This window comes from Streptomyces carminius, assembly GCF_002794255.1.
Classification (GTDB): domain Bacteria; phylum Actinomycetota; class Actinomycetes; order Streptomycetales; family Streptomycetaceae; genus Streptomyces; species Streptomyces carminius.
Genome location: NZ_PGGW01000022.1, coordinates 20,054 through 46,335 on the forward strand (window position 1 = coordinate 20,054; position 26,282 = coordinate 46,335).

The 26,282-nt window shown below is 69.1% G+C and carries 23 protein-coding genes and 3 tRNA genes; 22 read left to right on the forward strand and 4 right to left on the reverse strand.

All coding sequences use genetic code 11. The features are described from left to right. The first annotated feature begins 140 nt into the window (after nucleotides 1-140). The 6 genes from CUT44_RS08040 to CUT44_RS08065 all read left to right on the forward strand — a co-directional run bounded on the left by CUT44_RS08040 (nucleotide 141) and on the right by CUT44_RS08065 (nucleotide 2,898). Nucleotides 141-213, forward strand: a tRNA-Thr gene (locus CUT44_RS08040). Nucleotides 214-257: 44 nt separating this feature from the next. Then, a tRNA-Met gene (locus CUT44_RS08045) sits at nucleotides 258-330 on the forward strand. 88 nt (nucleotides 331-418) lie between these two features. Beyond that, nucleotides 419-583 carry a 50S ribosomal protein L33 gene (rpmG, locus tag CUT44_RS08050; RefSeq protein WP_003948671.1) on the forward strand — a complete coding sequence of 55 codons (165 nt, stop codon included), beginning with the start codon at nucleotides 419-421 and terminating at the stop codon, nucleotides 581-583. Nucleotides 584-767: 184 nt separating this feature from the next. Beyond that, entirely contained in the window at nucleotides 768-1,259 is a 492-nt protein-coding gene (locus tag CUT44_RS08055; RefSeq protein ID WP_100201491.1) for a MaoC family dehydratase N-terminal domain-containing protein, read from the forward strand. Nucleotides 1,260-1,264: 5 nt separating this feature from the next. After that, a complete protein-coding gene (locus tag CUT44_RS08060) occupies nucleotides 1,265-1,699 on the forward strand; it encodes a MaoC family dehydratase (protein ID WP_100201492.1) in 435 nt (144 codons plus the stop codon). A 143-nt stretch (nucleotides 1,700-1,842) separates the two neighbouring features. Next, entirely contained in the window at nucleotides 1,843-2,898 is a 1,056-nt protein-coding gene (locus CUT44_RS08065) for a UDP-N-acetylmuramate dehydrogenase (RefSeq protein ID WP_100201493.1), read from the forward strand. A 169-nt stretch (nucleotides 2,899-3,067) separates the two neighbouring features. Here CUT44_RS08065 and CUT44_RS08070 read toward each other — a convergent pair whose 3' ends face one another. Both CUT44_RS08070 and CUT44_RS08075 read right to left on the reverse strand, forming a co-directional pair. Beyond that, on the reverse strand, nucleotides 3,068-4,120 hold the full coding sequence (locus tag CUT44_RS08070) for an adenosine deaminase (protein ID WP_199185651.1): 1,053 nt from the start codon (nucleotides 4,118-4,120) through the stop codon (nucleotides 3,068-3,070). 112 nt (nucleotides 4,121-4,232) lie between these two features. Next, on the reverse strand, nucleotides 4,233-5,492 hold the full coding sequence (locus CUT44_RS08075; RefSeq protein ID WP_100201495.1) for a pyridoxal phosphate-dependent aminotransferase: 1,260 nt from the start codon (nucleotides 5,490-5,492) through the stop codon (nucleotides 4,233-4,235). A 226-nt stretch (nucleotides 5,493-5,718) separates the two neighbouring features. Here CUT44_RS08075 and CUT44_RS08080 point away from each other — a divergent pair. The 15 genes from CUT44_RS08080 (at nucleotide 5,719) to tuf (ending at nucleotide 24,722) form a co-directional block, all read left to right on the forward strand. After that, nucleotides 5,719-5,791, forward strand: a tRNA-Trp gene (locus CUT44_RS08080). A 112-nt stretch (nucleotides 5,792-5,903) separates the two neighbouring features. After that, complete coding sequence (gene secE / locus CUT44_RS08085) at nucleotides 5,904-6,185, forward strand: preprotein translocase subunit SecE (protein WP_100201496.1); 282 nt, start codon at nucleotides 5,904-5,906, stop codon at nucleotides 6,183-6,185. A gap of 74 nt (nucleotides 6,186-6,259) precedes the next feature. Beyond that, nucleotides 6,260-7,153 carry a transcription termination/antitermination protein NusG gene (nusG, locus tag CUT44_RS08090; RefSeq protein WP_100201497.1) on the forward strand — a complete coding sequence of 298 codons (894 nt, stop codon included), beginning with the start codon at nucleotides 6,260-6,262 and terminating at the stop codon, nucleotides 7,151-7,153. Nucleotides 7,154-7,326: 173 nt separating this feature from the next. Then, a complete protein-coding gene (gene rplK / locus CUT44_RS08095; RefSeq protein WP_100201498.1) occupies nucleotides 7,327-7,761 on the forward strand; it encodes a 50S ribosomal protein L11 in 435 nt (144 codons plus the stop codon). A 79-nt stretch (nucleotides 7,762-7,840) separates the two neighbouring features. Further along, nucleotides 7,841-8,560 (forward strand): 50S ribosomal protein L1, encoded by a 720-nt coding sequence (gene rplA / locus CUT44_RS08100; protein ID WP_100201499.1) that lies wholly within the window; start codon nucleotides 7,841-7,843, stop codon nucleotides 8,558-8,560. A 153-nt stretch (nucleotides 8,561-8,713) separates the two neighbouring features. Further along, nucleotides 8,714-9,628, forward strand: coding sequence for a LolA-like protein (locus tag CUT44_RS08105; RefSeq protein ID WP_100201500.1), 915 nt, complete (start codon nucleotides 8,714-8,716; stop codon nucleotides 9,626-9,628). Between the two features lie 398 nt (nucleotides 9,629-10,026). Then, a complete protein-coding gene (gene rplJ, locus CUT44_RS08110) occupies nucleotides 10,027-10,581 on the forward strand; it encodes a 50S ribosomal protein L10 (protein WP_100201501.1) in 555 nt (184 codons plus the stop codon). A gap of 96 nt (nucleotides 10,582-10,677) precedes the next feature. Continuing rightward, entirely contained in the window at nucleotides 10,678-11,067 is a 390-nt protein-coding gene (gene rplL, locus CUT44_RS08115) for a 50S ribosomal protein L7/L12 (protein WP_100201502.1), read from the forward strand. A 522-nt stretch (nucleotides 11,068-11,589) separates the two neighbouring features. Next, nucleotides 11,590-15,075, forward strand: coding sequence for a DNA-directed RNA polymerase subunit beta (gene rpoB, locus CUT44_RS08120; RefSeq protein WP_100201503.1), 3,486 nt, complete (start codon nucleotides 11,590-11,592; stop codon nucleotides 15,073-15,075). Nucleotides 15,076-15,219: 144 nt separating this feature from the next. Then, nucleotides 15,220-19,119: a DNA-directed RNA polymerase subunit beta' gene (locus CUT44_RS08125; protein ID WP_100201504.1), complete on the forward strand. Its 3,900-nt coding sequence runs from the start codon at nucleotides 15,220-15,222 to the stop codon at nucleotides 19,117-19,119. A 314-nt stretch (nucleotides 19,120-19,433) separates the two neighbouring features. After that, nucleotides 19,434-19,916 carry a DUF1707 and DUF4190 domain-containing protein gene (locus CUT44_RS08130; RefSeq protein WP_100201562.1) on the forward strand — a complete coding sequence of 161 codons (483 nt, stop codon included), beginning with the start codon at nucleotides 19,434-19,436 and terminating at the stop codon, nucleotides 19,914-19,916. A gap of 370 nt (nucleotides 19,917-20,286) precedes the next feature. Further along, nucleotides 20,287-20,658, forward strand: a complete 372-nt coding sequence (gene rpsL / locus CUT44_RS08135) for a 30S ribosomal protein S12 (RefSeq protein ID WP_003948652.1) — start codon at nucleotides 20,287-20,289, stop codon at nucleotides 20,656-20,658. 3 nt (nucleotides 20,659-20,661) lie between these two features. Further along, nucleotides 20,662-21,132, forward strand: coding sequence for a 30S ribosomal protein S7 (gene rpsG / locus CUT44_RS08140; protein ID WP_100201505.1), 471 nt, complete (start codon nucleotides 20,662-20,664; stop codon nucleotides 21,130-21,132). Nucleotides 21,133-21,171: 39 nt separating this feature from the next. Further along, nucleotides 21,172-23,292, forward strand: coding sequence for an elongation factor G (gene fusA / locus CUT44_RS08145; RefSeq protein WP_100201506.1), 2,121 nt, complete (start codon nucleotides 21,172-21,174; stop codon nucleotides 23,290-23,292). Between the two features lie 236 nt (nucleotides 23,293-23,528). After that, nucleotides 23,529-24,722, forward strand: coding sequence for an elongation factor Tu (gene tuf, locus CUT44_RS08150; protein WP_100201507.1), 1,194 nt, complete (start codon nucleotides 23,529-23,531; stop codon nucleotides 24,720-24,722). Nucleotides 24,723-24,867: 145 nt separating this feature from the next. On the opposite strand, the gene CUT44_RS08155 is transcribed toward tuf, so the two are convergent. After that, nucleotides 24,868-25,284 carry a PIN domain-containing protein gene (locus CUT44_RS08155; RefSeq protein WP_100201508.1) on the reverse strand — a complete coding sequence of 139 codons (417 nt, stop codon included), beginning with the start codon at nucleotides 25,282-25,284 and terminating at the stop codon, nucleotides 24,868-24,870. A gap of 5 nt (nucleotides 25,285-25,289) precedes the next feature. Continuing rightward, the gene (locus CUT44_RS08160; RefSeq protein WP_100201509.1) at nucleotides 25,290-25,547 is read right to left on the reverse strand and encodes a type II toxin-antitoxin system VapB family antitoxin; all 258 of its coding nucleotides are present in this window, start codon (nucleotides 25,545-25,547) and stop codon (nucleotides 25,290-25,292) included. A gap of 156 nt (nucleotides 25,548-25,703) precedes the next feature. Between CUT44_RS08160 and CUT44_RS08165 the strand changes: the two genes are divergently transcribed. After that, nucleotides 25,704-26,183: a hypothetical protein gene (locus tag CUT44_RS08165; RefSeq protein ID WP_100201510.1), complete on the forward strand. Its 480-nt coding sequence runs from the start codon at nucleotides 25,704-25,706 to the stop codon at nucleotides 26,181-26,183. Nucleotides 26,184-26,282 lie beyond the last annotated feature (99 nt).

The following is a 26,282-nucleotide window of genomic DNA, read 5'->3' on the forward strand; positions in this document are numbered from 1 at the left end:
ACGGCCGGACCGGGCCGGGGACGTGTCGGCAGCGCACGGGGGCCCATAAGTCGTACCGGTGGCCCGGCACACGATCGGGCGGTGGTGGCCGATACGGATTTCACGTTCGGCGCCCGGACCGTGTAATGTCTTCATCGCTCGCCCCAATAGCTCAGTCGGCAGAGCGTCTCCATGGTAAGGAGAAGGTCTACGGTTCGATTCCGTATTGGGGCTCTGATGTGTGGGGTCCCCCGCTTCGGCGGGGGCGTCCGCATCGCGGCGGTGTAGCTCAGTCGGTAGAGCAAACGGCTCATAATCGTTGTGTCACCGGTTCGAGTCCGGTCACCGCTACCTCACTCAGTAGCCGATTGCGGGGTCGGTCCTCCGATCGGCTACTCTTTCTGCGTTAAGCCCATCCCGTTCGTCAAGGAGCACTCACGTGGCTGCCACAGACGTCCGCCCGAAGATCACGCTGGCCTGCGTGGAGTGCAAGGAGCGGAACTACATCACCAAGAAGAACCGGCGCAACAACCCGGATCGGCTGGAGATGAAGAAGCACTGCCCGCGCTGCAACGCGCACACCGCGCACCGAGAGACGCGATAACGCCGCGACCGACAAGGCCGCCGCTCACACACGTCAGCCTGAGGCCGTCCCCGTCGCGGGGACGGCCTCACGGCGTTGCGGAAGCGGCTGCTCCGGCCGACGGCACCCAGCGGGTTCCGGCAGGCACCCAGCAGGCACCCAGCAGGCACCGACAAGCCCAGCAAGCCGTATGGAGGTACGGGCCATGGCGCTCGACCAGTCCTTCGTGGGGCGGAGCTATCCACCCACCGCACCGTACGAGGTCGGCCGGGAGAAGATCCGCGAGTTCGCCCGGGCGATCGGGGACACCCACCCCGCCTACACGGACCCGGCGGCGGCCGCGGAGCTCGGCCACCCGGACGTGATCGCCCCGCCCACCTTCGCCTTCACCCTCACCTTCCGGGCGGCCGGCGAGGTCATCCGGGACCCGGCGCTCGGCCTGGACTACAGCCGGGTGGTCCACGGCGACCAGCGGTTCGCCCACACCCGGCCGGTGCGCGCCGGGGACCGGCTCTCGGTGACCTCCACCATCGAGTCGGTCAAGTCGCTCGCCGGGAACGACATCCTGGACATCCGCGGCGAGGTGCGCGACGAGAGGGGCGAGCACGTGGTGACCGCCTGGACCAAACTGGTGGCCCGCGCCGCGCCGGACGAGCACGCCGGAAACACCGAGCACGCCGCGAAGCAGGGGGAGTGACGGACATGGCAGCGCGGATCGCCTACGCGGACGTCGAGGTCGGCACCGAGCTCCCCGCACGGAGCTTCCCCGTGGACCGCGCCGCGCTCGTGCGCTACGCGGGCGCCTCCGGCGACTTCAACCCGATCCACTGGAACGAGCGGTTCGCCCGCGAGGTCGGCCTCCCCGACGTCATCGCGCACGGCATGTTCACCATGGCCCAGGCCGCCCGGGTGGTGACCGACTGGACCGGTGACCCGGGCGCGCTCGTGGAGTACGGCGTGCGCTTCACCAAGCCCGTCGTCGTCCCCGACGACGACAAGGGCGCGGTCATCGAGGTCTCCGGGAAGGTCGCCGCCAAACTGGACGACGAGGCCCGCACCGTCCGGGTGGACCTGACGGTGACCAGCGCGGGCCGGAAGGTGCTGGGCATGTCCCGCGCGGTGGTCCGGCTGGCCTGAGCCGGCCGTACGCCTCCGGTGCCCCGCCGCACGGCGGCACCGGGGACGGACCGGCACCGGGGACGGACCGGCGACGGGGCGGCCGCGCCCGTACGCGGCGAGGCCGCCCGGCCGCCGCCCGGCCGCCCCCGTACGCTTGGGGCGTGCAGGAACTCCACGACGCCCCCCTCGCCCCGCTGACCACCTTCCGGCTGGGCGGCCCGGCCCGCCGCCTGGCGGTGGCCACCACCGACGCGGAGGTGACCGGGGCGGTGCGCGCCGCCGACGCCTCGGGCACCCCGCTGCTGCTCGTCGGCGGCGGCAGCAACCTCGTCGTCGCCGACGAGGGCTTCGACGGCACCGCCCTGCGCATCGCCACCACCGGCTTCCACCTGGACGGCACCCGTCTGGAGCTGGCCGCGGGCGAGAACTGGTCCGCCGCCGTGGCCCGCACCGTCGAGGCGGGGCTGGCGGGGATCGAGTGCCTGGCCGGGATCCCCGGCTCCGCCGGCGCCACGCCGATCCAGAACGTCGGCGCGTACGGCCAGGAGGTCTCCGCCACGATCACCGAGGTCGTCGCCCACGACCGCCGCACCGACGAGACGGTCACCCTCCCCGCCGCCGAGTGCGGCTTCTCCTACCGGCACAGCCGCTTCAAGGCCGACCCGGAGCGCTTCGTCGTGCTGCGCGTCCGCTTCGAACTGGAGGACGCCGGCGGGCTCTCCGCCCCGGTCCGCTACGCCGAGACCGCCCGTGCGCTGGGCGTGGCGGTCGGCGAGCGGGTGCCCGTGGAGCGGGCCCGCGAGACCGTCCTCAAACTCCGCGCCGGCAAGGGCATGGTCCTGGACCCGGAGGACCACGACACCTGGTCCGCGGGCTCCTTCTTCACCAATCCCGTCCTCACCGAGGACGGGTACGCCGCCTTCCTCGCCCGGGTCGCCGAGCGGCTCGGCCCGGACGCCGTACCGCCCGCGTACCCCGCGGGGGAGGGGCTGGTGAAGACCTCCGCCGCCTGGCTGATCGACCGGGCGGGCTTCGCCAAGGGGTACGGCGACGGCCCGGCCCGGATCTCCACCAAGCACACCCTCGCCCTGACCAACCGGGGTTCGGCCACCACCGCCGACCTGCTCGCCCTGGCCCGCGAGGTCCGCGACGGGGTGTACGAGGCGTTCGGCGTACGCCTGGTCAACGAGCCGGTGACGGTCGGCTGCGCCCTGTAGCTGCGCCCTGTAAGGGCCTTGCGGAGGGCGCGCGGTCGGCCGCGCCCCGGGGAGGGCCGTCCGGGGTCGCTGCCGGGCGGGGCCTCGCGGGCCGCGCCGGCGCACGCTCACCCCACGCCGGGAGACGGTGGTCCGGGAGGTACGCGCCCGCCCCGCGGCCCCGTACCCCTCAGCTCCCGGTGCCCGCCACACCTCCCGGTGGCGGTGCCGCCAGCCAGGCGTCGATGTCCGCCAGCAGTCCCTTGCGGACGCTCTCCGGCGCGCGCGAGCCGCGCACCGACTGCCGGGCCAGTTCCGCCAGCTCCGCGTCCGTGAAGCCGTGGTACCGCCGGGCGATCTCGTACTGCGCCGCCAGCCGGGAGCCGAACAGCAGCGGGTCGTCGGCGCCCAGCGCCATCGGCACGCCCGCCTCGAACAGCGTCCGCAGCGGTACGTCCTCGGCCCTGTCGTACACGCCCAGCGCCACGTTGGACGCCGGGCAGACCTCGCAGGTCACCTGGTGCTCGGCCAGCCGTGCCAGCAGCCGCGGTTCCTCGGCGGCCCGCACCCCGTGCCCGACGCGGCCCGCACGCAGGTCGTCCAGGCAGTCGGCCACGCTGTCCGGCCCCGCCAGCTCGCCGCCGTGCGGGGCCGCCAGCAGCCCGCCCCGGCGCGCGATGGCGAAGGCCCGGTCGAAGTCCCGGGCGAAGCCGCGCCGCTCGTCGTTGGAGAGCCCGAAGCCCACCACCCCGCGGTCGGCGTAGCGCACCGCCAGCCGGGCCAGGGTGCGGGCCTCCAGCGGGTGCTTCATGCGGTTGGCGGCGATCACCACCCGCATGCCGAGCCCGGTCTCCCGGCTCGCGCCCTCCACCGCGTCCAGGATGATCTCGATGGCCGGGATCAGCCCGCCCAGCCGCGGCGCGTACGAGGTGGGGTCGACCTGGATCTCCAGCCAGCGCGAGCCGTCCCGCACGTCCTCCTCGGCGGCCTCGCGGACCAGCCGCCGGATGTCCTCCGGTGAGCGCAGACAGGAGCGCGCGATGTCGTACAGCCGCTGGAACCGGAACCAGCCCCGCTCGTCCGTGGCACGCAGCTTCGGCGGTGTGCCGCCGCGCAGGGCGTCCGGCAGGTGGACGCCGTACCGGTCGGCGAGCTCCAGCAGGGTGCCGGGGCGCATCGATCCGGTGAAGTGCAGGTGCAGATGGGCCTTCGGGAGTTGACGGACGTCGCGAGCGCTTTCCATCCATGGATTTTGCCGCATGCCGCGACACGCCCGGAACCGAGGCCCCCGATCGGGGACGGCGTGAACACACGAGCGGGCCCCGGAAGGTCCCGGGGCCCGCTCGGTGCCGGGCTCAGCGCGCCTCGGCCAGCAGCTTCTGGATGCGGGAGACGCCCTCGACGAGGTCCTCGTCGCCCAGCGCGTACGACAGCCGCAGATAGCCCGGGGTGCCGAACGCCTCACCGGGGACGACCGCGACCTCGGCCTCCTCCAGGATCACCTCGGCCAGCTCCACGCTCGTCGCCGGACGGCGGCCCCGGATCTCCTTCCCCAGCACGCCCTTGACCGACGGGTACGCGTAGAAGGCACCCTCCGGCTCGGGGCAGGTGACGCCGTCGATCTCGTTCAGCATCCGCACGATCGTCTTCCGGCGGCGGTCGAACGCCTCGCGCATCCGGGCCACGGCCGCCAGATCGCCGGAGACGGCGGCCAGCGCGGCGGCCTGCGAGACGTTGGCGACGTTGGAGGTGGCGTGCGACTGGAGGTTCGCGGCGGCCTTCACCACGTCCTTCGGGCCGATGATCCAGCCGGCCCGCCAGCCGGTCATGGCGTATGTCTTGGCCACGCCGTTGACCACGACGCAGCGGTCGGCCAGCTCCGGCACGACCACCGGCAGCGACGAACTCTGTCCTTCAGCGCTGGCGCGCGCGGCGGCGTCCCCGTAGACGAGGTGCTCGTAGATCTCGTCGGTGAGCACCCACAGCCCGTGCTCGGCGGCCCAGCGGCCGATCTCCTCGACCTGGGCGCGGGAGTAGACCGCGCCGGTCGGGTTGGAGGGGGAGACGAACACCAGCACCTTGGTCCGCTCGGTGCGGGCCGCCTCCAGCTGCTCCACGGTGGCGCGGTAGCCGGTGGTCTCGTCGGTGACCACGGGAACCGGCACACCGCCCGCGAGCTTGATCGACTCGGGGTAGGTGGTCCAGTACGGGGCGGGGAGGACGACCTCGTCGCCCGGGTCGAGGATCGCGGCGAAGGCCTCGTAGATGGCCTGCTTGCCGCCGTTGGTGACCAGCACCTGAGAGGTCTCGACCGCGTAGCCGGAGTCGCGCAGCGTCTTGGCAACGATCGCCTCCTTCAGCTCGGGGAGCCCGCCGGCCGGGGTGTAGCGGTGGAAACGCGGATTCCGGCAGGCCTCCGCGGCCGCCTCGACGATGTAGTCGGGGGTCGGGAAGTCGGGTTCGCCCGCGCCGAAGCCGATCACCGGCCGTCCGGCGGCCTTGAGCGCCTTGGCCTTGGCGTCGACGGCGAGAGTGGCGGACTCGGAGATCGAGCCGATCCGGGCCGAGACCCGGCGCTCGGTGGGCGACTGGTTGGCAGGATTCGCAGCGGTCATAGGGGCATCGTCGCAGACCGGGCGGGAGACGGGCACACCGGTTTGGGCGGACCGGAGCGGGCCCGGGGCGGGAGGACGGCCGGGGAGGCCGGGGACGGTCCGGGGTTACGTGTTCGACGCCGGGGCGGGAAGCACGTACACTCATCCGTCGTTGGCCCCGGCCGATCCGGCTCCGAATCGCGTACTCCGCGAGGCCGTTCGGATGCTGTAGGTTGGGGGGCGACAAAGGGTCGTAGCTCAATTGGTAGAGCACTGGTCTCCAAAACCAGCGGTTGGGGGTTCAAGTCCCTCCGGCCCTGCTACACGCATCTGGCACAGGTGCGTGCACGTGTACGTACTGAACGCACCGCCGTACGGCCGGGCCGGACGCGGCACGGCACGCGGCCAGGACCCGGATGCAGGTGAGGACGAGTGGCGGAGATCACGGACTCCATCGAGGTCCCCGAGCCCGGGCGGTCGCAGGACGACGACAAGCCCCGGCGCGGCGGCAAGCGCGGAAAGAAGGGCCCGCTGGGCCGTTTCGCGCTCTTCTACCGACAGATCGTCGCGGAGCTGCGCAAGGTCGTCTGGCCCACGAAGCGCCAGCTCTCGACGTACACCACAGTAGTGATCATCTTCGTCGTCATCGTCATCGGCCTGGTGACCGTGATTGACTGGGGGTTCACCGAGGTCGTCGAGTTCGTCTTCGGCTGATCCGCCCGCGGAGGGTGCCTCCCGGGCACCTTTCCGCATGTTCGACCCCTTGAAGCCAGGAAGAAGCAGCCACCGTGTCTGACCCGAACCTGAACGACGCCGTCGATCCTGCCGAGGGAGACGACACCGCACCCGACGCCCCCGAGGCGAAGGACAGCGTCGACCAGGTCGAAGCCGCCGACGTCACCGGGGAGGACGAGCCGGCCGGGCCCGCCGCGGACGACGCCACCGCCGACACCGGTACCGAGTCCGCAGCGGACGACGAGGACGACACCGCCGCGGACGACGAGGATGACGCCGCGGACGGCACCGCGACCGAGCCCGCCGAGGCGGCGGAGGAGGAGAAGGCGGCCGACCCGGTCGCCGCCCTCCGCGACGAGCTGCGCGCCCTTCCCGGCGAGTGGTACGTCATCCACACCTACGCGGGTTACGAGAAGCGCGTGAAGGCCAACCTGGAGCAGCGTGCCGTCTCGCTGAACGTCGAGGACTTCATCTACCAGGCCGAGGTCCCCGAGGAAGAGATCGTCCAGATCAAGAACGGCGAGCGCAAGAACGTCCGCCAGAACAAGCTTCCCGGCTACGTCCTGGTCCGGATGGACCTGACGAACGAGTCCTGGGGCGTCGTCCGCAACACCCCCGGTGTCACCGGCTTCGTGGGCAACGCCTACGACCCGTACCCGCTCACCCTGGACGAGGTCGTCAAGATGCTCGCCCCCGAGGCCGAGGAGCGCGCCGCCGCGGCGGCCGCCGCCGAGAGCGGCGCCCCGGCCCCGAGCCGCCGGCTGGAGGTCCAGGTCCTGGACTTCGAGGTCGGCGACTCGGTCACCGTCACCGACGGCCCGTTCGCCACCCTCCAGGCGACGATCAACGAGATCAACGCCGATTCGAAGAAGGTCAAGGGCCTCGTCGAGATCTTCGGCCGCGAGACCCCGGTCGAGCTCAGCTTCGACCAGATCCAGAAGAACTGAGCGGTTCTTCCGGACACCGACTTCCGGCCAGGTCAGGCGGGCATTCGCGCCCGCCTGACCTGGCCGGTTTCTGACCGCGCCGCGATACCGGCTATCGTGGTGCGGTATGCCTCCGTAAGGGTGGATCAGCCCATCGGGGGAATCACCGCCTCTCACCAGGACCCGGAGAGAACATGCCTCCCAAGAAGAAGAAGGTCACGGGGCTGATCAAGCTCCAGATCCAGGCCGGTGCCGCGAACCCGGCTCCGCCGGTCGGCCCCGCGCTGGGTCAGCACGGCGTCAACATCATGGAGTTCTGCAAGGCCTACAACGCCGCGACCGAGTCGCAGCGCGGCTGGGTCATCCCGGTGGAGATCACGGTCTACGAGGACCGCTCCTTCACCTTCATCACCAAGACCCCGCCGGCCGCGAAGATGATCCTCAAGGCCGCGGGCATCGAGAAGGGCTCCGGCGAGCCCCACACCAAGAAGGTCGCGAAGATCACGCGTGACCAGGTGCGGGAGATCGCCACCACCAAGATGCCCGACCTCAACGCCAACGACCTGGACGCCGCCGAGAAGATCATCGCCGGCACCGCCCGTTCCATGGGCGTCACGGTCGAGGGCTGACACCGCCCGCAGGACCGCCGTGGCAGGGTCAGGCGCTGGCCCGGACCACGACTCCGCATCGACATCCCCTGGAGCAGAAGTGAAGCGCAGCAAGGCTCTCCGCAACGCGGACGCCAAGATCGACCGGACGCGGCTGTACGCCCCGCTGGAGGCCGTACGGCTCGCCAAGGAGACCTCCCCGACCAAGTTCGACGCGACCGTCGAGGTCGCCATGCGCCTGGGTGTCGACCCGCGCAAGGCCGACCAGATGGTGCGCGGCACCGTGAACCTCCCGCACGGCACCGGTAAGACCGCCCGGGTCCTGGTCTTCGCGACCGGCGACCGTGCCGCGGCCGCGGAAGCCGCCGGAGCCGACATCGTCGGCTCGGACGAACTGATCGACGAGGTCGCGAAGGGGCGTCTGGACTTCGACGCCGTCGTCGCCACCCCGGACCTGATGGGCAAGGTCGGCCGGCTCGGCCGGGTGCTCGGTCCCCGCGGTCTGATGCCGAACCCGAAGACCGGCACCGTCACCCCGGACGTCGCCAAGGCCGTCACCGAGATCAAGGGCGGCAAGATCGAGTTCCGGGTCGACAAGCACTCGAACCTGCACTTCATCATCGGCAAGACCTCGTTCGGCGAGGAGCAGCTGGTGGAGAACTACGCGGCGGCGCTGGACGAGGTCCTGCGACTGAAGCCGTCCGCGGCCAAGGGCCGGTACGTGAAGAAGGCCGTCATCAGCACCACGATGGGCCCCGGCGTCCCGGTCGACCCCAACCGCACCCGCAACCTCCTCGCCGAGGAGGACGCGGCCGCCTGATCCGGCAGCCGCCGAGCGCGTGGCCCGATAGGGCACAAAGCCCGGCCCCCGTCTCCCAGTTGGGACGGGGACCGGGCTTTTCCGCGTCTCCGAGTCGGTAGTGTGTGCGAAACACAAGCCACATCGACATGATCGACATGGGGGAGACCAAACATGCGCCTCATTCACAAGACGGCGCTCGGAGTCACGGCTCTGGCGACGGCGGCCGTGCTCACCGGCTGCACCGGCGGGGGGAACGACAAGGCGTCCGGGGGCGAGCCCCGTTCCGCCGTCCAGGCGCTCCAGGCGGCGGCCAAGAAGACCGAGGAGGCCAAGAGCGCCAAGGTGGAGATGACCATCTCGATGCCCGAGGCGGCCGGCGGCGACATGAAGATGTCCGGGGTGCTGGGCTGGGACCCGATCGTGATGGACGTGACCGCGTCCGGTGCGGCGTTCGCCGAGCAGGGTGCTCCCGGTGAGATGCGCATGCTCTGGGTCGACGACGTGATGTACATGAACGCGGGCGAGGAGGCCATCGGCGGCAAGCCGTGGCTGAAGATGGACTTCAACGCCATGCTGAAGATGGCCGAGGAGTCCGGCGAGGCCGGTGCGCTGGACGGGATGTCGAAGAGCATCCAGAACATGAACCGCCAGGACCCGGTCAAGCAGATGGCCCTCCTGCTGGGCTCGCCCAGCATCAAGCGGGTCGGCGAGGAGAAGGTCGACGGCGTCGACGCCGAGCGCTACAGCGGCACGCTCACGATGAAGGAGGCCCTGGAGGCGTCCGGCTCCTCCCTCGGCGACTACCTCACCGAGGAGGAGTACAAGGAGCTGCTGGGCAACATGGAGAAGTCCGGGGTGAAGGGCTTCGACATCAACGCCTGGGTCAACGAGGACGACCTTCCCGTCAAGATCGACATGAAGATGGACAGCCCCGAGGGCGAGATCGTCATGTCGCAGACCTACAAGGACTACGGCACCTCTGTCTCGGTGCAGCCCCCGCCGGCCGGCGAGACCGCCGACATGCTCCAGATGATCAAGGATCTGCAGGAGGCGGGCGCCAACCTGGAGTCGTCCGAGGGGCTCTGAGCCCCGGCCCTCCTCCGGGCCGGCCCGCCGGCCCGGAGGAGGGCCGTGAAGCTGTGCGTTCCCGAATCCGTGAGTCGCGGATTTGCCTGCCGTGACACCGTTCGCGTACTCTTCCACGGAAGCCAAAGACCGCTGGTCGTTGCCGTGTCTCCGGTGAATCCCCGTGATTTCCGGAGTGCGGTGGCCGAAGGATCCGCTGTAGCGGGCGACCTGCGCAGGTGACCGTGGAGGACTCCCGGACGTGTGTCCGGTCGAGTCACGCCCCGTGCGCCTGCGCCGGGGCGTTTCGTTTTGCGCAAGTCCCCTTCCTCGTGCGCCCGACGTGGGCGGTCCGGCGTCGTGGCCTGCCGTAAGGGCAGACCGAGGATCGCATCACCCGGAAAGGAGGGCCGAGGCTCATGGCGAGTCCCGACAAGGTCGAAGCCGTCGCGGATATCAAGGAGAGGTTCCAGAACTCCAACGCGGCGGTCGTGACCGCGTACACCGGTCTCAGCGTCGCACAGCTGAAGGACCTGCGCCGTTCTCTCGGAGAGAACGCCCAGTACCGCGTGGCGAAGAACACGCTTACCAAGATCGCGGCCAACGAGGCCGGGGTCACCGAGCTCGACGAGTTCTTCATCGGCTCGACGGCGGTCGCCTTCGTGACCGGTGACCCGGTCGAGGCGGCGAAGAGTCTGCGTGACTTCGCCAAGAACAACCCCCAGCTCGTCATCAAGGGCGGTGTCCTTGAGGGCAAGGCGCTGTCCGCCGACGACATCAAGAAGCTCGCGGACCTCGAGTCCCGTGAGGTGCTGCTCGCCAAGCTGGCCGGTGGCATGAAGGCGTCCATGGCGAAGGCCGCGGCGACCTTCCAGGCCCCGCTGTCGAAGCTCGTCCGCACCGCGGACGCCCTTCGCGCCAAGCAGGAGGAGCAGGGCGGTGCCGGTACGCCGGCTCCCGCCGAGGCCGAGTGACCGACCCTCACGGTCCCATTCGGTCGCAGCGGGCCCCAGTACGCCCGCCGACATGTACAGCCCGGCACCAGCCGACTTAGTGGAAGGACCGCCATCATGGCGAAGCTCAGCCAGGACGAGCTGCTCGAGCAGTTCAGCGAGATGACCCTCATCGAGCTCTCCGAGTTCGTGAAGGCCTTCGAGGAGAAGTTCGACGTCGAGGCCGCCGCCCCGGTCGCCGTCGCCGCCGCCGGCGGCCCCGTGGCCGGTGCCCCGGCCGAGGCCGCCGAGGAGCAGGACGAGTTCGACGTCGTCCTCACCGGCGCCGGCGACAAGAAGATCCAGGTCATCAAGGTCGTGCGCGAGCTGACCTCGCTGGGCCTGAAGGAGGCCAAGGACCTGGTGGACGGCGCCCCGAAGCCCGTCGTGGAGAAGGTCAACAAGGAGGCCGCGCAGAAGGCCAAGGAGGCCCTGGAGGGCGCCGGCGCCTCCGTCGAGGTCAAGTGATCCCGACGACCGCCGTGTGACCCCGGCCACCGGGGGAGTCCGCCGACTCCCCCGGTGCCGGGTCCCGTCGAGGTCCCGCCGGAGGCGATCACCCACCCGGGTGGTCGCCTCCGGCCGTTTCCGCACCGGCCTTCTTGCCTGTCGGAGCACGCCAGGTAGGGTGATCAGCGCTGTCCGGCCGTACGCCTTCCGGGCTTCGCGGGAGGGCGGGGCCTTGACGAACCGCACGTAGCGCGCAATTCTCAGGACGCGTCGTCACATCGATCCAGGATCCGAGGCATGGATCGCCGGCGAAGTGGGAAACCTTGCGGCAGGCGTTGAACAACCGAGGTGAACAAGGAGGGGCTCGCCCCTCCCGGAGGGAGAGATTGGTACCACGTGCCGGTCTCCGGAATCTTCACTGGACATCAGTGGGCCTTGTGGCTACACTGACCCTTTGCGCTGCCTATTAACTGCCCCCCTGCCCGTCACCAGGGGCACGGTATGCGCGTAGTGAGTCCGAGCCCTCGGAAGGACCCCCTCTTGGCCGCCTCGCGCAACGCCTCGACCGCCCATTCGACCAACGGCGCCAGCACCGCCCCGCTGCGCATCTCCTTTGCGAAGATCAAGGAGCCCCTCGGGGTTCCGAATCTCCTTGCGCTGCAGACCGAGAGCTTCGACTGGCTGCTCGGCAACGACGCCTGGAAGGCGCGTGTCGATGCGGCGCTGGAGCGCGGTGAGGATGTCCCCACCAAGTCCGGCCTGGAAGAGATCTTCGAGGAGATCTCCCCGATCGAGGACTTCTCCGGGTCGATGTCGCTCACCTTCCGCGACCATCGCTTCGAGCCGCCGAAGAACTCGATCGACGAGTGCAAGGAGCGCGACTTCACCTACGCCGCGCCCCTGTTCGTCACCGCCGAGTTCACCAACAACGAGACCGGCGAGATCAAGTCCCAGACGGTCTTCATGGGCGACTTCCCGCTCATGACCAACAAGGGCACCTTCGTCATCAACGGCACCGAGCGTGTCGTGGTCTCCCAGCTGGTGCGCTCGCCGGGCGTCTACTTCGACAGCAACATCGACAAGACCTCCGACAAGGACATCTTCACCGCCAAGATCATCCCCTCCCGGGGTGCCTGGCTGGAGATGGAGATCGACAAGCGCGACATGGTCGGTGTCCGCATCGACCGCAAGCGCAAGCAGTCCGTCACCGTCCTCCTCAAGGCGCTCGGCTGGACCAACGAGCAGATCCTGGAGGAGTTCGGCCAGTACGAGTCCATGCGCGCCACCCTGGAGAAGGACCACACCCAGGGGCAGGACGACGCGCTGCTCGACATCTACCGCAAGCTGCGTCCGGGCGAGCCGCCGACCCGGGAGGCCGCGCAGACGCTGCTGGAGAACCTGTACTTCAACCCCAAGCGCTACGACCTGGCCAAGGTCGGCCGGTACAAGATCAACCGGAAGCTCGGCGGGAACGAGCCGCTGGACTCCGGCGTGCTGACCACGGCCGATGTCATCGCCACGATCAAGTACCTGGTGAAGCTGCACGCCGGCGAGACGGAGACGGTGTCCTCCGACGGCGAGACGATCGTCGTCGAGACCGACGACATCGACCACTTCGGCAACCGCCGCCTGCGCAACGTCGGCGAGCTCATCCAGAACCAGGTCCGCACCGGTCTGGCCCGTATGGAGCGCGTCGTCCGCGAGCGGATGACCACCCAGGACGTCGAGGCGATCACGCCGCAGACCCTGATCAACATCCGGCCGGTCGTCGCCTCCATCAAGGAGTTCTTCGGCACCAGCCAGCTCTCCCAGTTCATGGACCAGACCAACCCGCTGTCGGGTCTGACCCACAAGCGCCGCCTGTCGGCGCTGGGCCCGGGTGGTCTGAGCCGTGAGCGGGCGGGCTTCGAGGTCCGTGACGTGCACCCGTCGCACTACGGCCGGATGTGCCCGATCGAGACCCCGGAAGGGCCGAACATCGGTCTGATCGGTTCGCTCGCCTCGTACGGCCGGGTGAACGCGTTCGGCTTCGTCGAGACCCCGTACCGCAAGGTCATCGACGGCCAGGTCACCGACGAGGTGAACTACCTGACCGCCGACGAGGAGGACCGCTACGTCATCGCGCAGGCCAACGCGCCGCTGACGGACGAGATGCGGTTCGCCGAGGGCCGGGTCCTGGTCCGCCGCCGCGGTGGCGAGGTCGACTACGTGCCCGGCGGCGAGGTCGACTACATGGACGTCTCGCCGCGCCAGATGGTGTCGGTCGCGACCGCCATGATCCCGTTCCTGGAGCACGACGACGCCAACCGCGCGCTCATGGGCTCGAACATGATGCGCCAGGCCGTCCCGCTGATCCGGGCCGAGTCCCCGCTGGTCGGCACCGGCATGGAGTACCGCTCCGCGGTCGACGCCGGTGACGTGATCAAGGCCGAGAAGGACGGCGTGGTCCAGGAGGTCTCCGCCGACTACGTCACGGTGGCCAACGACGACGCCACGTACACCACGTACCGGGTCGCCAAGTTCTTCCGTTCCAACCAGGGCACCTCCTTCAACCAGAAGGTGCTCGTGGACGAGGGCGACCGGGTGGTCACCGGCCAGGTCCTCGCCGACGGCCCCTCCACCCAGAGCGGCGAGATGGCGCTCGGCAAGAACCTGCTCGTGGCGTTCATGCCGTGGGAGGGCCACAACTACGAGGACGCGATCATCCTGTCGCAGCGCCTCGTCCAGGACGACGTCCTGTCCTCGATCCACATCGAGGAGCACGAGGTCGACGCCCGGGACACCAAGCTCGGCCCCGAGGAGATCACCCGGGACATCCCGAACGTCTCCGAGGAGGTCCTGGCCGATCTCGACGAGCGCGGCATCATCCGCATCGGCGCCGAGGTCGAGGCCGGCGACATCCTGGTCGGCAAGGTCACCCCGAAGGGCGAGACGGAGCTGACCCCGGAGGAGCGGCTGCTGCGCGCGATCTTCGGCGAGAAGGCCCGTGAGGTCCGCGACACCTCGCTGAAGGTGCCGCACGGCGAGACCGGCAAGGTCATCGGCGTGCGCGTCTTCGACCGCGAGGAGGGCGACGAGCTGCCGCCCGGCGTCAACCAGCTCGTCCGCGTCTACGTGGCCCAGAAGCGCAAGATCACCGACGGTGACAAGCTCGCGGGCCGGCACGGCAACAAGGGTGTCATCTCCAAGATCCTGCCGATCGAGGACATGCCGTTCATGGAGGACGGCACCCCGGTCGACGTCATCCTCAACCCGCTGGGCGTCCCGTCCCGGATGAACCCGGGCCAGGTCCTGGAGATCCACCTGGGCTGGCTCGCCTCCCAGGGCTGGAAGATCGACGGGATCGAGGAGGAGTGGAAGAAGCGGCTGGCCGCGATCGGCGCCGACGAGGTCGCTCCCGGCACCAACGTCGCCACCCCGGTGTTCGACGGTGCCCGCGAGGACGAGATCGCCGGTCTGTTCGAGGCCACCCTCCCCAACCGCGACGGTGACCGGCTGGTCCTGCCCTCGGGCAAGGCCCGGCTGTACGACGGCCGCTCCGGCGAGCCGTTCCCGGAGCCGATCTCGGTCGGCTACATGTACATCCTCAAGCTGCACCACCTGGTCGACGACAAGCTGCACGCCCGCTCGACCGGTCCGTACTCGATGATCACCCAGCAGCCGCTGGGTGGTAAGGCCCAGTTCGGCGGCCAGCGCTTCGGTGAGATGGAGGTGTGGGCGCTGGAGGCGTACGGCGCCGCGTACGCCCTCCAGGAGCTGCTGACCATCAAGTCCGACGACGTCACCGGCCGCGTGAAGGTCTACGAGGCCATCGTCAAGGGCGAGAACATCCCCGAGCCGGGCATCCCCGAGTCCTTCAAGGTGCTCATCAAGGAGATGCAGTCCCTGTGCCTCAACGTGGAGGTGCTGTCCAGTGACGGTATGTCCATCGAGATGCGCGACACCGACGAGGACGTCTTCCGCGCCGCGGAAGAGCTCGGTATCGACCTGTCCCGGCGCGAGCCGAGCAGCGTCGAAGAGGTCTGACGGGCCGGCCGGGGCACCGCCTCCCTCCTTCCCCACCGGGAGGGGGCGGCTCCCCGGCCTCCCCGGGACCCCCGTTCAGACCATCAAAGAGCCCCTTGGTCCCGCCGACGCGGGGGGCACAAACCCTGAGAGGGATTGACGAGAGTGCTCGACGTCAACTTCTTCGACGAGCTGCGAATCGGCCTGGCCACCGCTGACGACATCCGTCAGTGGTCCCACGGCGAGGTCAAGAAGCCGGAGACCATCAACTACCGCACCCTGAAGCCGGAAAAGGACGGGCTCTTCTGCGAGAAGATCTTCGGCCCCACCCGGGACTGGGAGTGCTACTGCGGAAAGTACAAGCGCGTCCGCTTCAAGGGCATCATCTGTGAGCGCTGCGGCGTCGAGGTGACCCGCGCCAAGGTGCGCCGTGAGCGGATGGGCCACATCGAACTGGCCGCCCCCGTCACCCACATCTGGTACTTCAAGGGTGTGCCCTCCCGCCTGGGCTACCTGCTGGACCTCGCTCCGAAGGACCTGGAGAAGGTCATCTACTTCGCCGCCTACATGATCACGTGGGTGGACGAGGAGCGCCGTACGCGCGACCTGCCCTCCCTGGAGGCGCATGTCTCCGTGGAGCGCCAGCAGATCGAGCAGCGCCGCGACGCCGACCTGGAGGCCCGGGCCAAGAAGCTCGAGTCGGACCTGGCCGAGCTGGAGGCCGAGGGCGCCAAGGCCGACGCCCGCCGCAAGGTGCGCGAGAGCGCCGAGCGGGAGATGAAGCAGCTCCGCGACCGCGCCCAGCGCGAGATCGACCGCCTGGACGAGGTGTGGAACCGCTTCAAGAACCTCAAGGTCCAGGACCTGGAGGGCGACGAGCTGCTCTACCGCGAGCTGCGCGACCGCTTCGGGACCTACTTCGACGGCTCGATGGGCGCCGCCGCGCTGCAGAAGCGCCTGGAGACCTTCGACCTGGACGAGGAGGCCGAGCGGCTCCGGGAGATCATCCGGACCGGCAAGGGCCAGAAGAAGACCCGGGCGCTCAAGCGCCTCAAGGTCGTCTCCGCCTTCCTGCAGACCCGCAACAGCCCCAAGGGCATGGTGCTGGACTGCGTGCCGGTCATCCCGCCGGACCTGCGCCCGATGGTGCAGCTCGACGGTGGCCGCTTCGCGACCAGTGACCTCAACGACCTGTACCGCCGGGTCATCAACCGCAACAACCGCCTCAAGCGGCTTCTCGACCTCGGCGCGCCCGAGATCATCGTGAACAACGAGAAGCGGATGCTGCAGGAGGCCGTCGACGCGCTGTTCGACAACGGCCGCCGCGGCCGGCCGGTGACGGGTCCGGGCAACCGCCCGCTGAAGTCGCTGTCCGACATGCTCAAGGGCAAGCAGGGCCGCTTCCGCCAGAACCTGCTGGGCAAGCGCGTCGACTACTCGGCCCGTTCCGTGATCGTCGTCGGCCCGCAGCTCAAGCTGCACCAGTGCGGTCTGCCCAAGGCGATGGCGCTGGAGCTGTTCAAGCCGTTCGTGATGAAGCGCCTGGTGGACCTCAACCACGCGCAGAACATCAAGTCGGCCAAGCGCATGGTCGAGCGCGGCCGTACGGTCGTGTACGACGTGCTGGAAGAGGTCATCGCCGAGCACCCGGTGCTGCTCAACCGCGCGCCGACCCTGCACCGGCTGGGCATCCAGGCCTTCGAGCCGCAGCTGGTCGAGGGCAAGGCCATCCAGATCCACCCGCTGGTGTGCACCGCGTTCAACGCGGACTTCGACGGCGACCAGATGGCCGTGCACCTGCCGCTGTCCGCGGAGGCGCAGGCCGAGGCCCGCATCCTGATGCTGTCCTCGAACAACATCCTCAAGCCGGCCGACGGCCGTCCGGTCACCATGCCGACCCAGGACATGGTGCTGGGCCTGTTCTTCCTCACCACCGACGAGATTGAGGGCGAGCTGAAGGGCGAGGGGCGGTCGTTCAACTCGGTCGCCGAGGCGATCATGGCGTTCGACGCCCGGGAGCTGTCGCTCCAGGCGCGGATCGACGTCCGCTTCCCCGTCGGCTCGATCCCGCCCCGCGGCTGGACCCCGCCGGCGGCCGAGGAGGGCGAGCCGGAGTGGCAGCCGGGCGACCCGTTCCGGATGCGGACGACCCTGGGCCGTGCGCTCTTCAACGAGCTGCTGCCCGAGGACTACCCGTTCGTCGACTACACCGTGGGCAAGAAGCAGCTCTCGACGATCGTCAACGACCTCGCCGAGCGCTACCCCAAGGTCGTCGTCGCCGCCACGCTGGACAACCTGAAGGCGGCCGGTTTCCACTGGGCCACCCGCTCCGGCGTCACCATCGCGATCTCCGACGTCGTGGTCCCCGAGGCCAAGAAGGCGATCATCGCGAACTACGAGGCGCAGGACGAGAAGGTCCAGAAGCAGTACGAGCGCGGCCTGATCACGAAGGACGAGCGGTCCCAGGAGCTCATCGCCATCTGGACCAAGGCGACCAACGAGGTCGCCGAGGCGATGTCGGCGAACTTCCCGAAGACCAACCCGATCTTCATGATGGTCGACTCGGGTGCCCGTGGAAACATGATGCAGATGCGGCAGATCGCGGGTATGCGCGGTCTGGTGTCCAACGCCAAGAACGAGACCATCCCGCGGCCGATCAAGGCGTCGTTCCGCGAGGGTCTGTCCGTGCTGGAGTACTTCATCTCCACGCACGGTGCCCGCAAGGGTCTGGCGGACACCGCGCTGCGCACCGCGGACTCCGGCTACCTGACCCGTCGTCTGGTGGACGTCTCGCAGGACGTGATCATCCGCGAGGAGGACTGCGGCACCGAGCGCGGTCTGAAGCTGGTGATCGCCTCCCGGGGCGCCGACGGTGTGCTGCGCAAGGCGGAGGACGCCGAGACCAGCGTGTACGCCCGCTGCCTCGCCGAGGACGTCACCGTCGACGGCAAGGTGCTGGCCCCGGCCGGCACCGACCTGGGCGACGTGCTCATCGACGAGCTGGTGCGGCACGGCGTGGAGACGGTCAAGACCCGCTCGGTCCTCACCTGCGAGTCCGCCGTCGGCACCTGCGCCATGTGCTACGGCCGCTCGCTGGCGACCGGCAAGCTGGTGGACATCGGCGAGGCGGTCGGCATCATCGCCGCCCAGTCCATCGGTGAGCCCGGCACCCAGCTGACGATGCGGACCTTCCACACCGGTGGTGTGGCCGGTGACGACATCACCCAGGGTCTGCCGCGTGTCGTCGAGCTGTTCGAGGCGCGTACGCCCAAGGGCGTCGCCCCGATCTCGGAGGCGGCCGGCCGCGTCCGGATCGAGGAGACCGAGAAGACCAAGAAGCTCGTCGTCACCCCCGACGACGGTTCCGACGAGACCTCCTACGGCGTGTCCAAGCGCGCCCGTCTGCTGGTCTCCGAGGGCGACCACGTCGACGTCGGCCAGCCGCTGACGGTCGGTGCCACCAACCCGCACGACGTGCTGCGCATCCTCGGTCAGCGCGCGGTCCAGGTGCACCTGGTGGGCGAGGTCCAGAAGGTCTACAACTCGCAGGGCGTGTCGATCCACGACAAGCACATCGAGATCATCATCCGGCAGATGCTGCGCCGGGTGACGATCATCGAGTCCGGCGACGCCGAGCTGCTGCCCGGTGAGCTGGTGGAGCGCACGAAGTTCGAGGGTGAGAACCGTCGGGTGGTGGCGGAGGGCGGTCAGCCGGCCTCCGGACGTCCGCAGCTCATGGGTATCACCAAGGCCTCGCTGGCCACCGAGTCGTGGCTGTCGGCGGCGTCCTTCCAGGAGACGACCAGGGTCCTGACCGACGCGGCGATCAACGCCAAGTCGGACTCCCTGATCGGCCTCAAGGAGAACGTCATCATCGGTAAGCTCATCCCGGCCGGTACGGGTCTGTCCCGCTACCGCAACATCCGGGTCGAGCCGACCGAGGAGGCCAAGGCCGCGATGTACTCGGCCGTCGGCTACGACGACATCGACTACTCGCCCTTCGGTACCGGCTCCGGCCAGGCGGTCCCGCTGGAGGACTACGACTACGGCCCGTACAACGGCTGAGTCTCCGGCTGTCCGTGCGGCGGCGGGCGCGGGGCGGTCACCCTCACGGGTGGCCGCCCCGCGGCGTTGCCGGGCTCCGCCTGCCAGGGTCCGCATGCCGGGCTCCGCCCACGGGCCGGGAAAAGAGGGGACGGCCGGACAGGAACTGGGCAACCTGCCCGAACGTCCTGGATGATGGGGGTATCCAGGCGGGGAGGTGTCCGGAAATGGCTTTCGGCCCATGGGAAGAGCACAAGCCGGTACCGCCGGGGTCCGGTCCGGTGCGGCCCTGGCAGTCGGGACAGGCAGGGCAGCAGGGTTCGCAGATGCCGATGATGAGAGCGTCCCACGCCGACCGCGAGCGCGCGCTCGACGTGCTCAAGGCGGGTTTCGCGGAGGGGCGGCTGACGCACGCGGAGTACGAGCAGCGGATGGCCCGCGCCCAGCAGGCGTCGACGTACGGCGAGTTGCACATGCTCGTCGCCGATCTGCCGCAGGGGCCGATGGCGGTCCCCGCGCCCGCGCCGCAGCAGTATCCGCCGCCGTACCAGCCGCAGGTGCCGCCCGTGTTCCTGCCGCCGCCGCCCGTTCCGAACAATTCCTCCGCCACCGCGTCCCTGGTCTGTGCCGTCCTCATTCCGTTCACCGGGATCAGCGCCGTTCCCGCGGTGATCCTGGGGCACAAGGCGCGTGCGGAGATCCGGCGGACCGGCGAGGGCGGGGACGGCATGGCCATGACCGGGCTGGTCCTGGGCTGGCTGTCGATCGGGGCGTTCCTGCTGTTCCTCTTCGCACTGGTGGCCGCCGTGTCCGCCTGACGCCGTGCCGGCCGGTCGCCCGACGGCGGACGCGTGCGTCCTCCCGGAGGGGGCTGGGCGGGGCCCTGGAGGCCGCGCAGGCGCCCTTTCGCTCCCGCTTCGTGCCCGCTACGGTGGCATGGGCATTTGTTTTGACCGGAGCCGGTGCGGTAGGTACGCTCTGACCTTGTGCCTGGGGTATCCCCTGCGCTCTCGTACGCGCCAGGAAGCGCGGGAAGCGAGTGAGGCGGGGACACCGGAATCTGCATGCTTCTCCCCCGGATGGCTCTGTGTCGACGGGAGTGTGCAGTCTTCGACACACCCGACCGCGTGGGTCGGTGAGTGGCCCGGGTTAGTTGTACCGAGACGGCACACAGAAACCGGAGAAACGGTGCCTACGATCCAGCAGTTGGTCCGCAAGGGCCGACAGGACAAGGTCGAGAAGAACAAGACACCCGCGCTCGAGGGCTCTCCCCAGCGCCGCGGTGTCTGCACGCGTGTCTTCACCACCACCCCGAAGAAGCCGAACTCGGCCCTGCGTAAGGTCGCACGTGTGCGTCTGACCAGTGGTATCGAGGTCACCGCCTACATTCCGGGTGAGGGTCACAACCTGCAGGAGCACTCCATCGTGCTCGTGCGCGGTGGCCGTGTGAAGGACCTGCCGGGTGTTCGCTACAAGATCATCCGTGGTTCCCTCGACACCCAGGGCGTCAAGAACCGCAAGCAGGCTCGCAGCCGCTACGGCGCCAAGAAGGAGAAGTAAGCAATGCCTCGTAAGGGCCCTGCCCCGAAGCGCCCGGTCATCATCGACCCGGTCTACGGCTCTCCTCTGGTGACCTCCCTGATCAACAAGGTGCTGCTGCACGGCAAGCGCTCCACCGCCGAGCGCATCGTCTACGGCGCCATGGAGGGCCTGCGGGAGAAGACCGGCAACGACCCGGTCATCACCCTCAAGCGCGCCCTCGAGAACGTGAAGCCGGCGATCGAGGTCAAGTCCCGCCGCGTCGGTGGCGCCACCTACCAGGTTCCGGTCGAGGTCCGCCCCGGCCGTTCCGCCACTCTCGCGCTGCGCTGGGTCGTGGGCTACGCCCGCGCGCGCCGCGAGAAGACCATGACCGAGCGTCTGATGAACGAGCTGCTCGACGCCTCCAACGGCCTCGGCGCCGCCGTGAAGAAGCGCGAGGACACCCACAAGATGGCCGAGTCCAACAAGGCCTTCGCGCACTACCGCTGGTAGTCGCTTCCCCATCGAGAACCGAGAGAAGACGAAAGCCTTATGGCTACCACTTCACTTGACCTGGCCAGGGTCCGCAACATCGGGATCATGGCCCACATCGACGCGGGCAAGACGACCACCACCGAGCGGATCCTGTTCTACACCGGCGTGAGCTACAAGATCGGTGAGGTCCACGACGGCGCTGCCACGATGGACTGGATGGAGCAGGAGCAGGAGCGCGGCATCACCATCACGTCGGCCGCGACGACCTGCCACTGGCCGCTCGAGAACGTCGACCACACCATCAACATCATCGACACCCCGGGGCACGTCGACTTCACCGTCGAGGTGGAGCGCTCGCTGCGCGTCCTCGACGGCGCGGTGACGGTGTTCGACGGGGTGGCCGGTGTCGAGCCCCAGTCCGAGACGGTGTGGCGTCAGGCGGACCGTTACGGCGTCCCGCGCATCTGCTTCGTCAACAAGCTGGACCGCACCGGTGCGGACTTCCACCGCTGCGTCGACATGATCGTCGACCGCCTCGGTGCGCAGCCGCTGGTGATGCAGCTCCCGATCGGCGCCGAGGCGGACTTCCAGGGCGTCATCGACCTGGTCCGCATGAAGGCCCTGGTCTGGTCGGCCGAGGCGGCCAAGGGCGAGATGTACGACATCGTCGACATCCCGGCCGAGCTCGCCGAGACCGCCGAGGAGTGGCGCGGCAAGCTCCTGGAGGCCGTCGCCGAGAACGACGAGGAGCTGATGGAGCTGTACCTGGAGGGCGAGGAGCCCAGCCAGGAGCAGCTCTACGCGGCGATCCGCCGTATCACCATCGACTCCGGCAAGGGCGGCGGCACCACCGTCACCCCGGTGTTCTGCGGCACCGCGTTCAAGAACAAGGGCGTCCAGCCCCTGCTCGACGCGGTCGTGCGGTACCTGCCCTCCCCGGTCGACATCGAGGCGATCGAGGGCCAGTCGGTCAAGGACGCCGAAGAGGTCATCAAGCGCAGGCCCTCCGAGGAGGAGCCGCTCGCCGCGCTGGCCTTCAAGATCGCGAGCGACCCGCACCTGGGCAAGCTGACCTTCATCCGGATCTACTCGGGCCGCCTGAACGCGGGCACCCAGGTGCTGAACTCCGTGAAGGGCAGGAAGGAGCGCATCGGCAAGATCTACCGGATGCACGCGAACAAGCGTGAGGAGATCGACAGCGTGGGTGCCGGCGACATCGTCGCCGTCATGGGTCTGAAGCAGACCACCACGGGCGAGACCCTCTGCGACGCGAGCGCTCCGGTGATCCTGGAGTCCATGGACTTCCCGGCCCCGGTGATCGAGGTCGCCATCGAGCCGAAGTCCAAGGGCGACCAGGAGAAGCTGGGTGTCGCCATCCAGCGGCTCGCCGAGGAGGACCCGTCCTTCCAGGTGAAGACGAACGAGGAGACCGGCCAGACCATCATCGCGGGCATGGGCGAACTGCACCTCGACGTGCTGGTCGACCGCATGAAGCGCGAGTTCAAGGTCGAGGCCAACGTCGGCAAGCCGCAGGTCGCCTACCGGGAGACCCTGCGCCGGGCCGTCGAGCGGGTCGACTACACGCACAAGAAGCAGACTGGTGGTTCCGGCCAGTTCGCGAAGGTGCAGATCGCGGTCGAGCCCCTGGAGGGCGACGGCTACGAGTTCGTCAACAAGGTGACCGGTGGCCGCATCCCCAAGGAGTACATCCCCTCCGTGGACGCGGGCTGCCAGGAGGCCATGGAGTTCGGTGTGCTGGCGGGCTACCCGCTCACCGGCGTACGGGTGACGCTGCTCGACGGCGCCTACCACGACGTCGACTCCTCCGAGATGGCGTTCAAGATCGCCGGTTCCATGGCCTTCAAGGAGGCCGCCCGCAAGGCCAGCCCGGCCCTGCTGGAGCCGATGATGGCCGTCGAGGTGACCACGCCCGAGGACTACATGGGCGACGTGATCGGTGACATCAACTCCCGCCGTGGCCAGATCCAGGCCATGGAGGACCGCGCCGGCGCCAAGCTCGTCAAGGGCCTGGTTCCGCTGTCGGAGATGTTCGGCTACGTCGGCGACCTGCGCAGCAAGACCTCCGGTCGCGCGAGCTACTCGATGCAGTTCGACTCCTACGCCGAGGTTCCCCGGAACGTCGCGGAGGAGATCATCGCGAAGGTCAAGGGCGAGTAGCGCACGTTTCGTGTCGCTATCCACCCTTTAGGCTGGAGCACAACGAGCACAACAAGGCATTCGGGGCGTCCCGCCTCCGGACCACGTAGGTTCGGCGGCGGGCCCCCGGCGGCCCCGCCCCCAGAATCGAAACGGTCAAGGGCGTCCCCTCGGGGTCCTGACCGGTTCGGCACGACCACCTGAACCCCTTCCGCAGAGCGCGGGGGAGTACAGCACCAGTCCACAGGAGGACCCCAGTGGCGAAGGCGAAGTTCGAGCGGACTAAGCCGCACGTCAACATCGGCACCATCGGTCACATCGACCACGGTAAGACCACCCTTACCGCGGCGATCACCAAGGTGCTGCATGACGCGTACCCCGACCTGAACGAGGTCTCGGCGTTCGAGAACATCGACAAGGCTCCCGAGGAGCGGCAGCGCGGTATCACCATCTCCATCGCGCACGTCGAGTACCAGACGGAGTCGCGTCACTACGCCCACGTCGACTGCCCGGGTCACGCGGACTACATCAAGAACATGATCACCGGTGCCGCCCAGATGGACGGTGCCATCCTCGTGGTCGCCGCCACCGACGGCCCCATGCCGCAGACCAAGGAGCACGTGCTCCTGGCCCGCCAGGTCGGCGTCCCCTACATCGTCGTCGCGCTGAACAAGTCCGACATGGTGGACGACGAGGAGATCATGGAGCTCGTCGAGCTCGAGGTCCGTGAGCTGCTCTCCGAGTACGAGTTCCCGGGTGACGACCTGCCGGTCGTCCGCGTCTCGGCGCTGAAGGCGCTCGAGGGCGACCAGAAGTGGGCCGACTCCGTCCTCGAGCTGATGAAGGCCGTCGACGAGTCGATCCCGGAGCCCGAGCGCGAGGTCGAGAAGCCGTTCCTGATGCCCATCGAGGACGTCTTCACCATCACCGGCCGCGGTACGGTCGTCACCGGCCGTATCGAGCGCGGTGTGCTCAAGGTGAACGAGGAAGTCGAGATCATCGGCATCAAGGAAGAGAAGACCAAGACCACGGTCACCGGCATCGAGATGTTCCGGAAGCTGCTGGACGAGGGTCAGGCCGGTGAGAACGTCGGTCTGCTGCTCCGCGGCATCAAGCGCGAGGACGTCGAGCGCGGCCAGGTCATCATCAAGCCGGGCACCGTCACCCCGCACACGGAGTTCGAGGCCCAGGCGTACATCCTGTCGAAGGACGAGGGTGGCCGCCACACCCCGTTCTTCAACAACTACCGCCCGCAGTTCTACTTCCGCACCACCGACGTGACCGGCGTGGTGACCCTCCCCGAGGGCACCGAGATGGTCATGCCGGGCGACAACACCGAGATGAAGGTTCAGCTCATCCAGCCTGTCGCCATGGAGGAGGGCCTGAAGTTCGCCATCCGCGAGGGTGGCCGGACCGTGGGCGCCGGCCAGGTCACCAAGATCGTCAAGTGACCCGGTCCGCCGCCTGCCGTTAGGCGGCACCGCCGGCTCCGGCCGGCGAGAGGGCCCGTACGACCGATGAGGTCGTACGGGCCCTCTTTCGTCGTGCGGGGCGGGACCCCGCCCGGCCGTCCGGCGCCGCGGTGCCGGAGCGCCGTCAGGCCGGTGCGGCGTACACGTTGCGCTCGGAGAGCTCGGGAACGAACCGGGCGGCGGTACGGAAGTCGGCGTCGTCGTGCAGCACGGTCAGGCCATGGTGGGCTGCCGTCGCGCAGACCAGCCAGTCCACGGCGGAGAGGCTCCGGTGCTGTCCTCGCTGGGCGAGGCGGTACTGGCAGCTCTCGATCCACCGCCAGGCGGTCTTCGGGACCGGGACGTCCGGATAGAGGTCGGTGAACATCCCCGTCATCCGGTCATACTCGTCGAGGCTGCGCGCGGACTGGCGGAACTCCGTACGCTGCGGCGCACACGAGCCGATCGCGCCCTCGTCGAACTCATGTCCCCAGAGGTCGTTGAGCTTGCGGTCGCGCTGAAGGCGCCAGACGGCGGTGGAGTCGGCGAGGTAGCGGATCATCTCTGTCAGGCCGCGCCCTTCCCGGCGTCCGCGTCCATGCCGCCCGGTGTATCGCCCTTCTCGGCCGCGTGACGCCGCCAGAAGTCGTCCTCGTCCCACTGCCGGGACTCCTCGAAGTGGCGCATCCGCGCCTCGGTACGGGAACGGCGCTCGACGTACTCCCGCAGGGCCATGTTGACCATCTCCTTCTTCGTTCTGGCCCCGGAGAGCCGCATGGCCTCCGTGAGCGCTTCGTCGTCGATGTCGATCTGGGTGGCTGACATGGGAAGCCTCCAAGGCATTGGCTTCATACAAGGATAGCCAATGTCGCATACAAAAATGCGGGAAGCCGGTCATGCTCCCGGGGTGGGGGAGGGGCTGGCTAGGATCACCGCAGCGGTCCGGGCCGGACCGGCGGAACGCACGAGGGGGATCCACACATGCGCAGGACCGTCATCACCACGCCCGTCCTGGCCGCGGCGGCCGTACTGCTGCTGGCGGGCTGCGGCGGCGGGGACGGCGATGGCGGGGGCGCCGAGAAGGACACGCCGTCGGCCGGGCGGAGCGAGCAGCCGGAGAAGGACGGGGGCGACGGCGGCGAGAAGGACGGCGCCAAGGGCGACGAGGTGACACGCGAGGTCACCCTGGAGGTCGAGGGCACCGGGAAGACCCAGATCGCCTATGTCGCGGGCAGCAACGCCACCGAGCAGGTCACCCTGCCGTGGAGCAAGACGGTCGAGCTCTCCCTGACGCCCGCGGAGCAGAAGGTCGGCGTCCTGGTGTCCGTCCTGCCCGGCACGGTGCAGGACTTGGACGGGCAGCTCAAGCCCGCGCCGTGCGCCATCGAGGTGGACGGCGAGCAGGTCGACGACAACAACGACGGGCGGGACGTCACCGGCTGCACACACCTGCTGAAGTGATGCCGCCGGGGCGCTCCGGGCGCGCGCCCCGGCGACGGACGCACCTTCCCCGGACGGACGAGGCACCGGCAGCCGTACGGCGCGGAAGCTGACCATGGC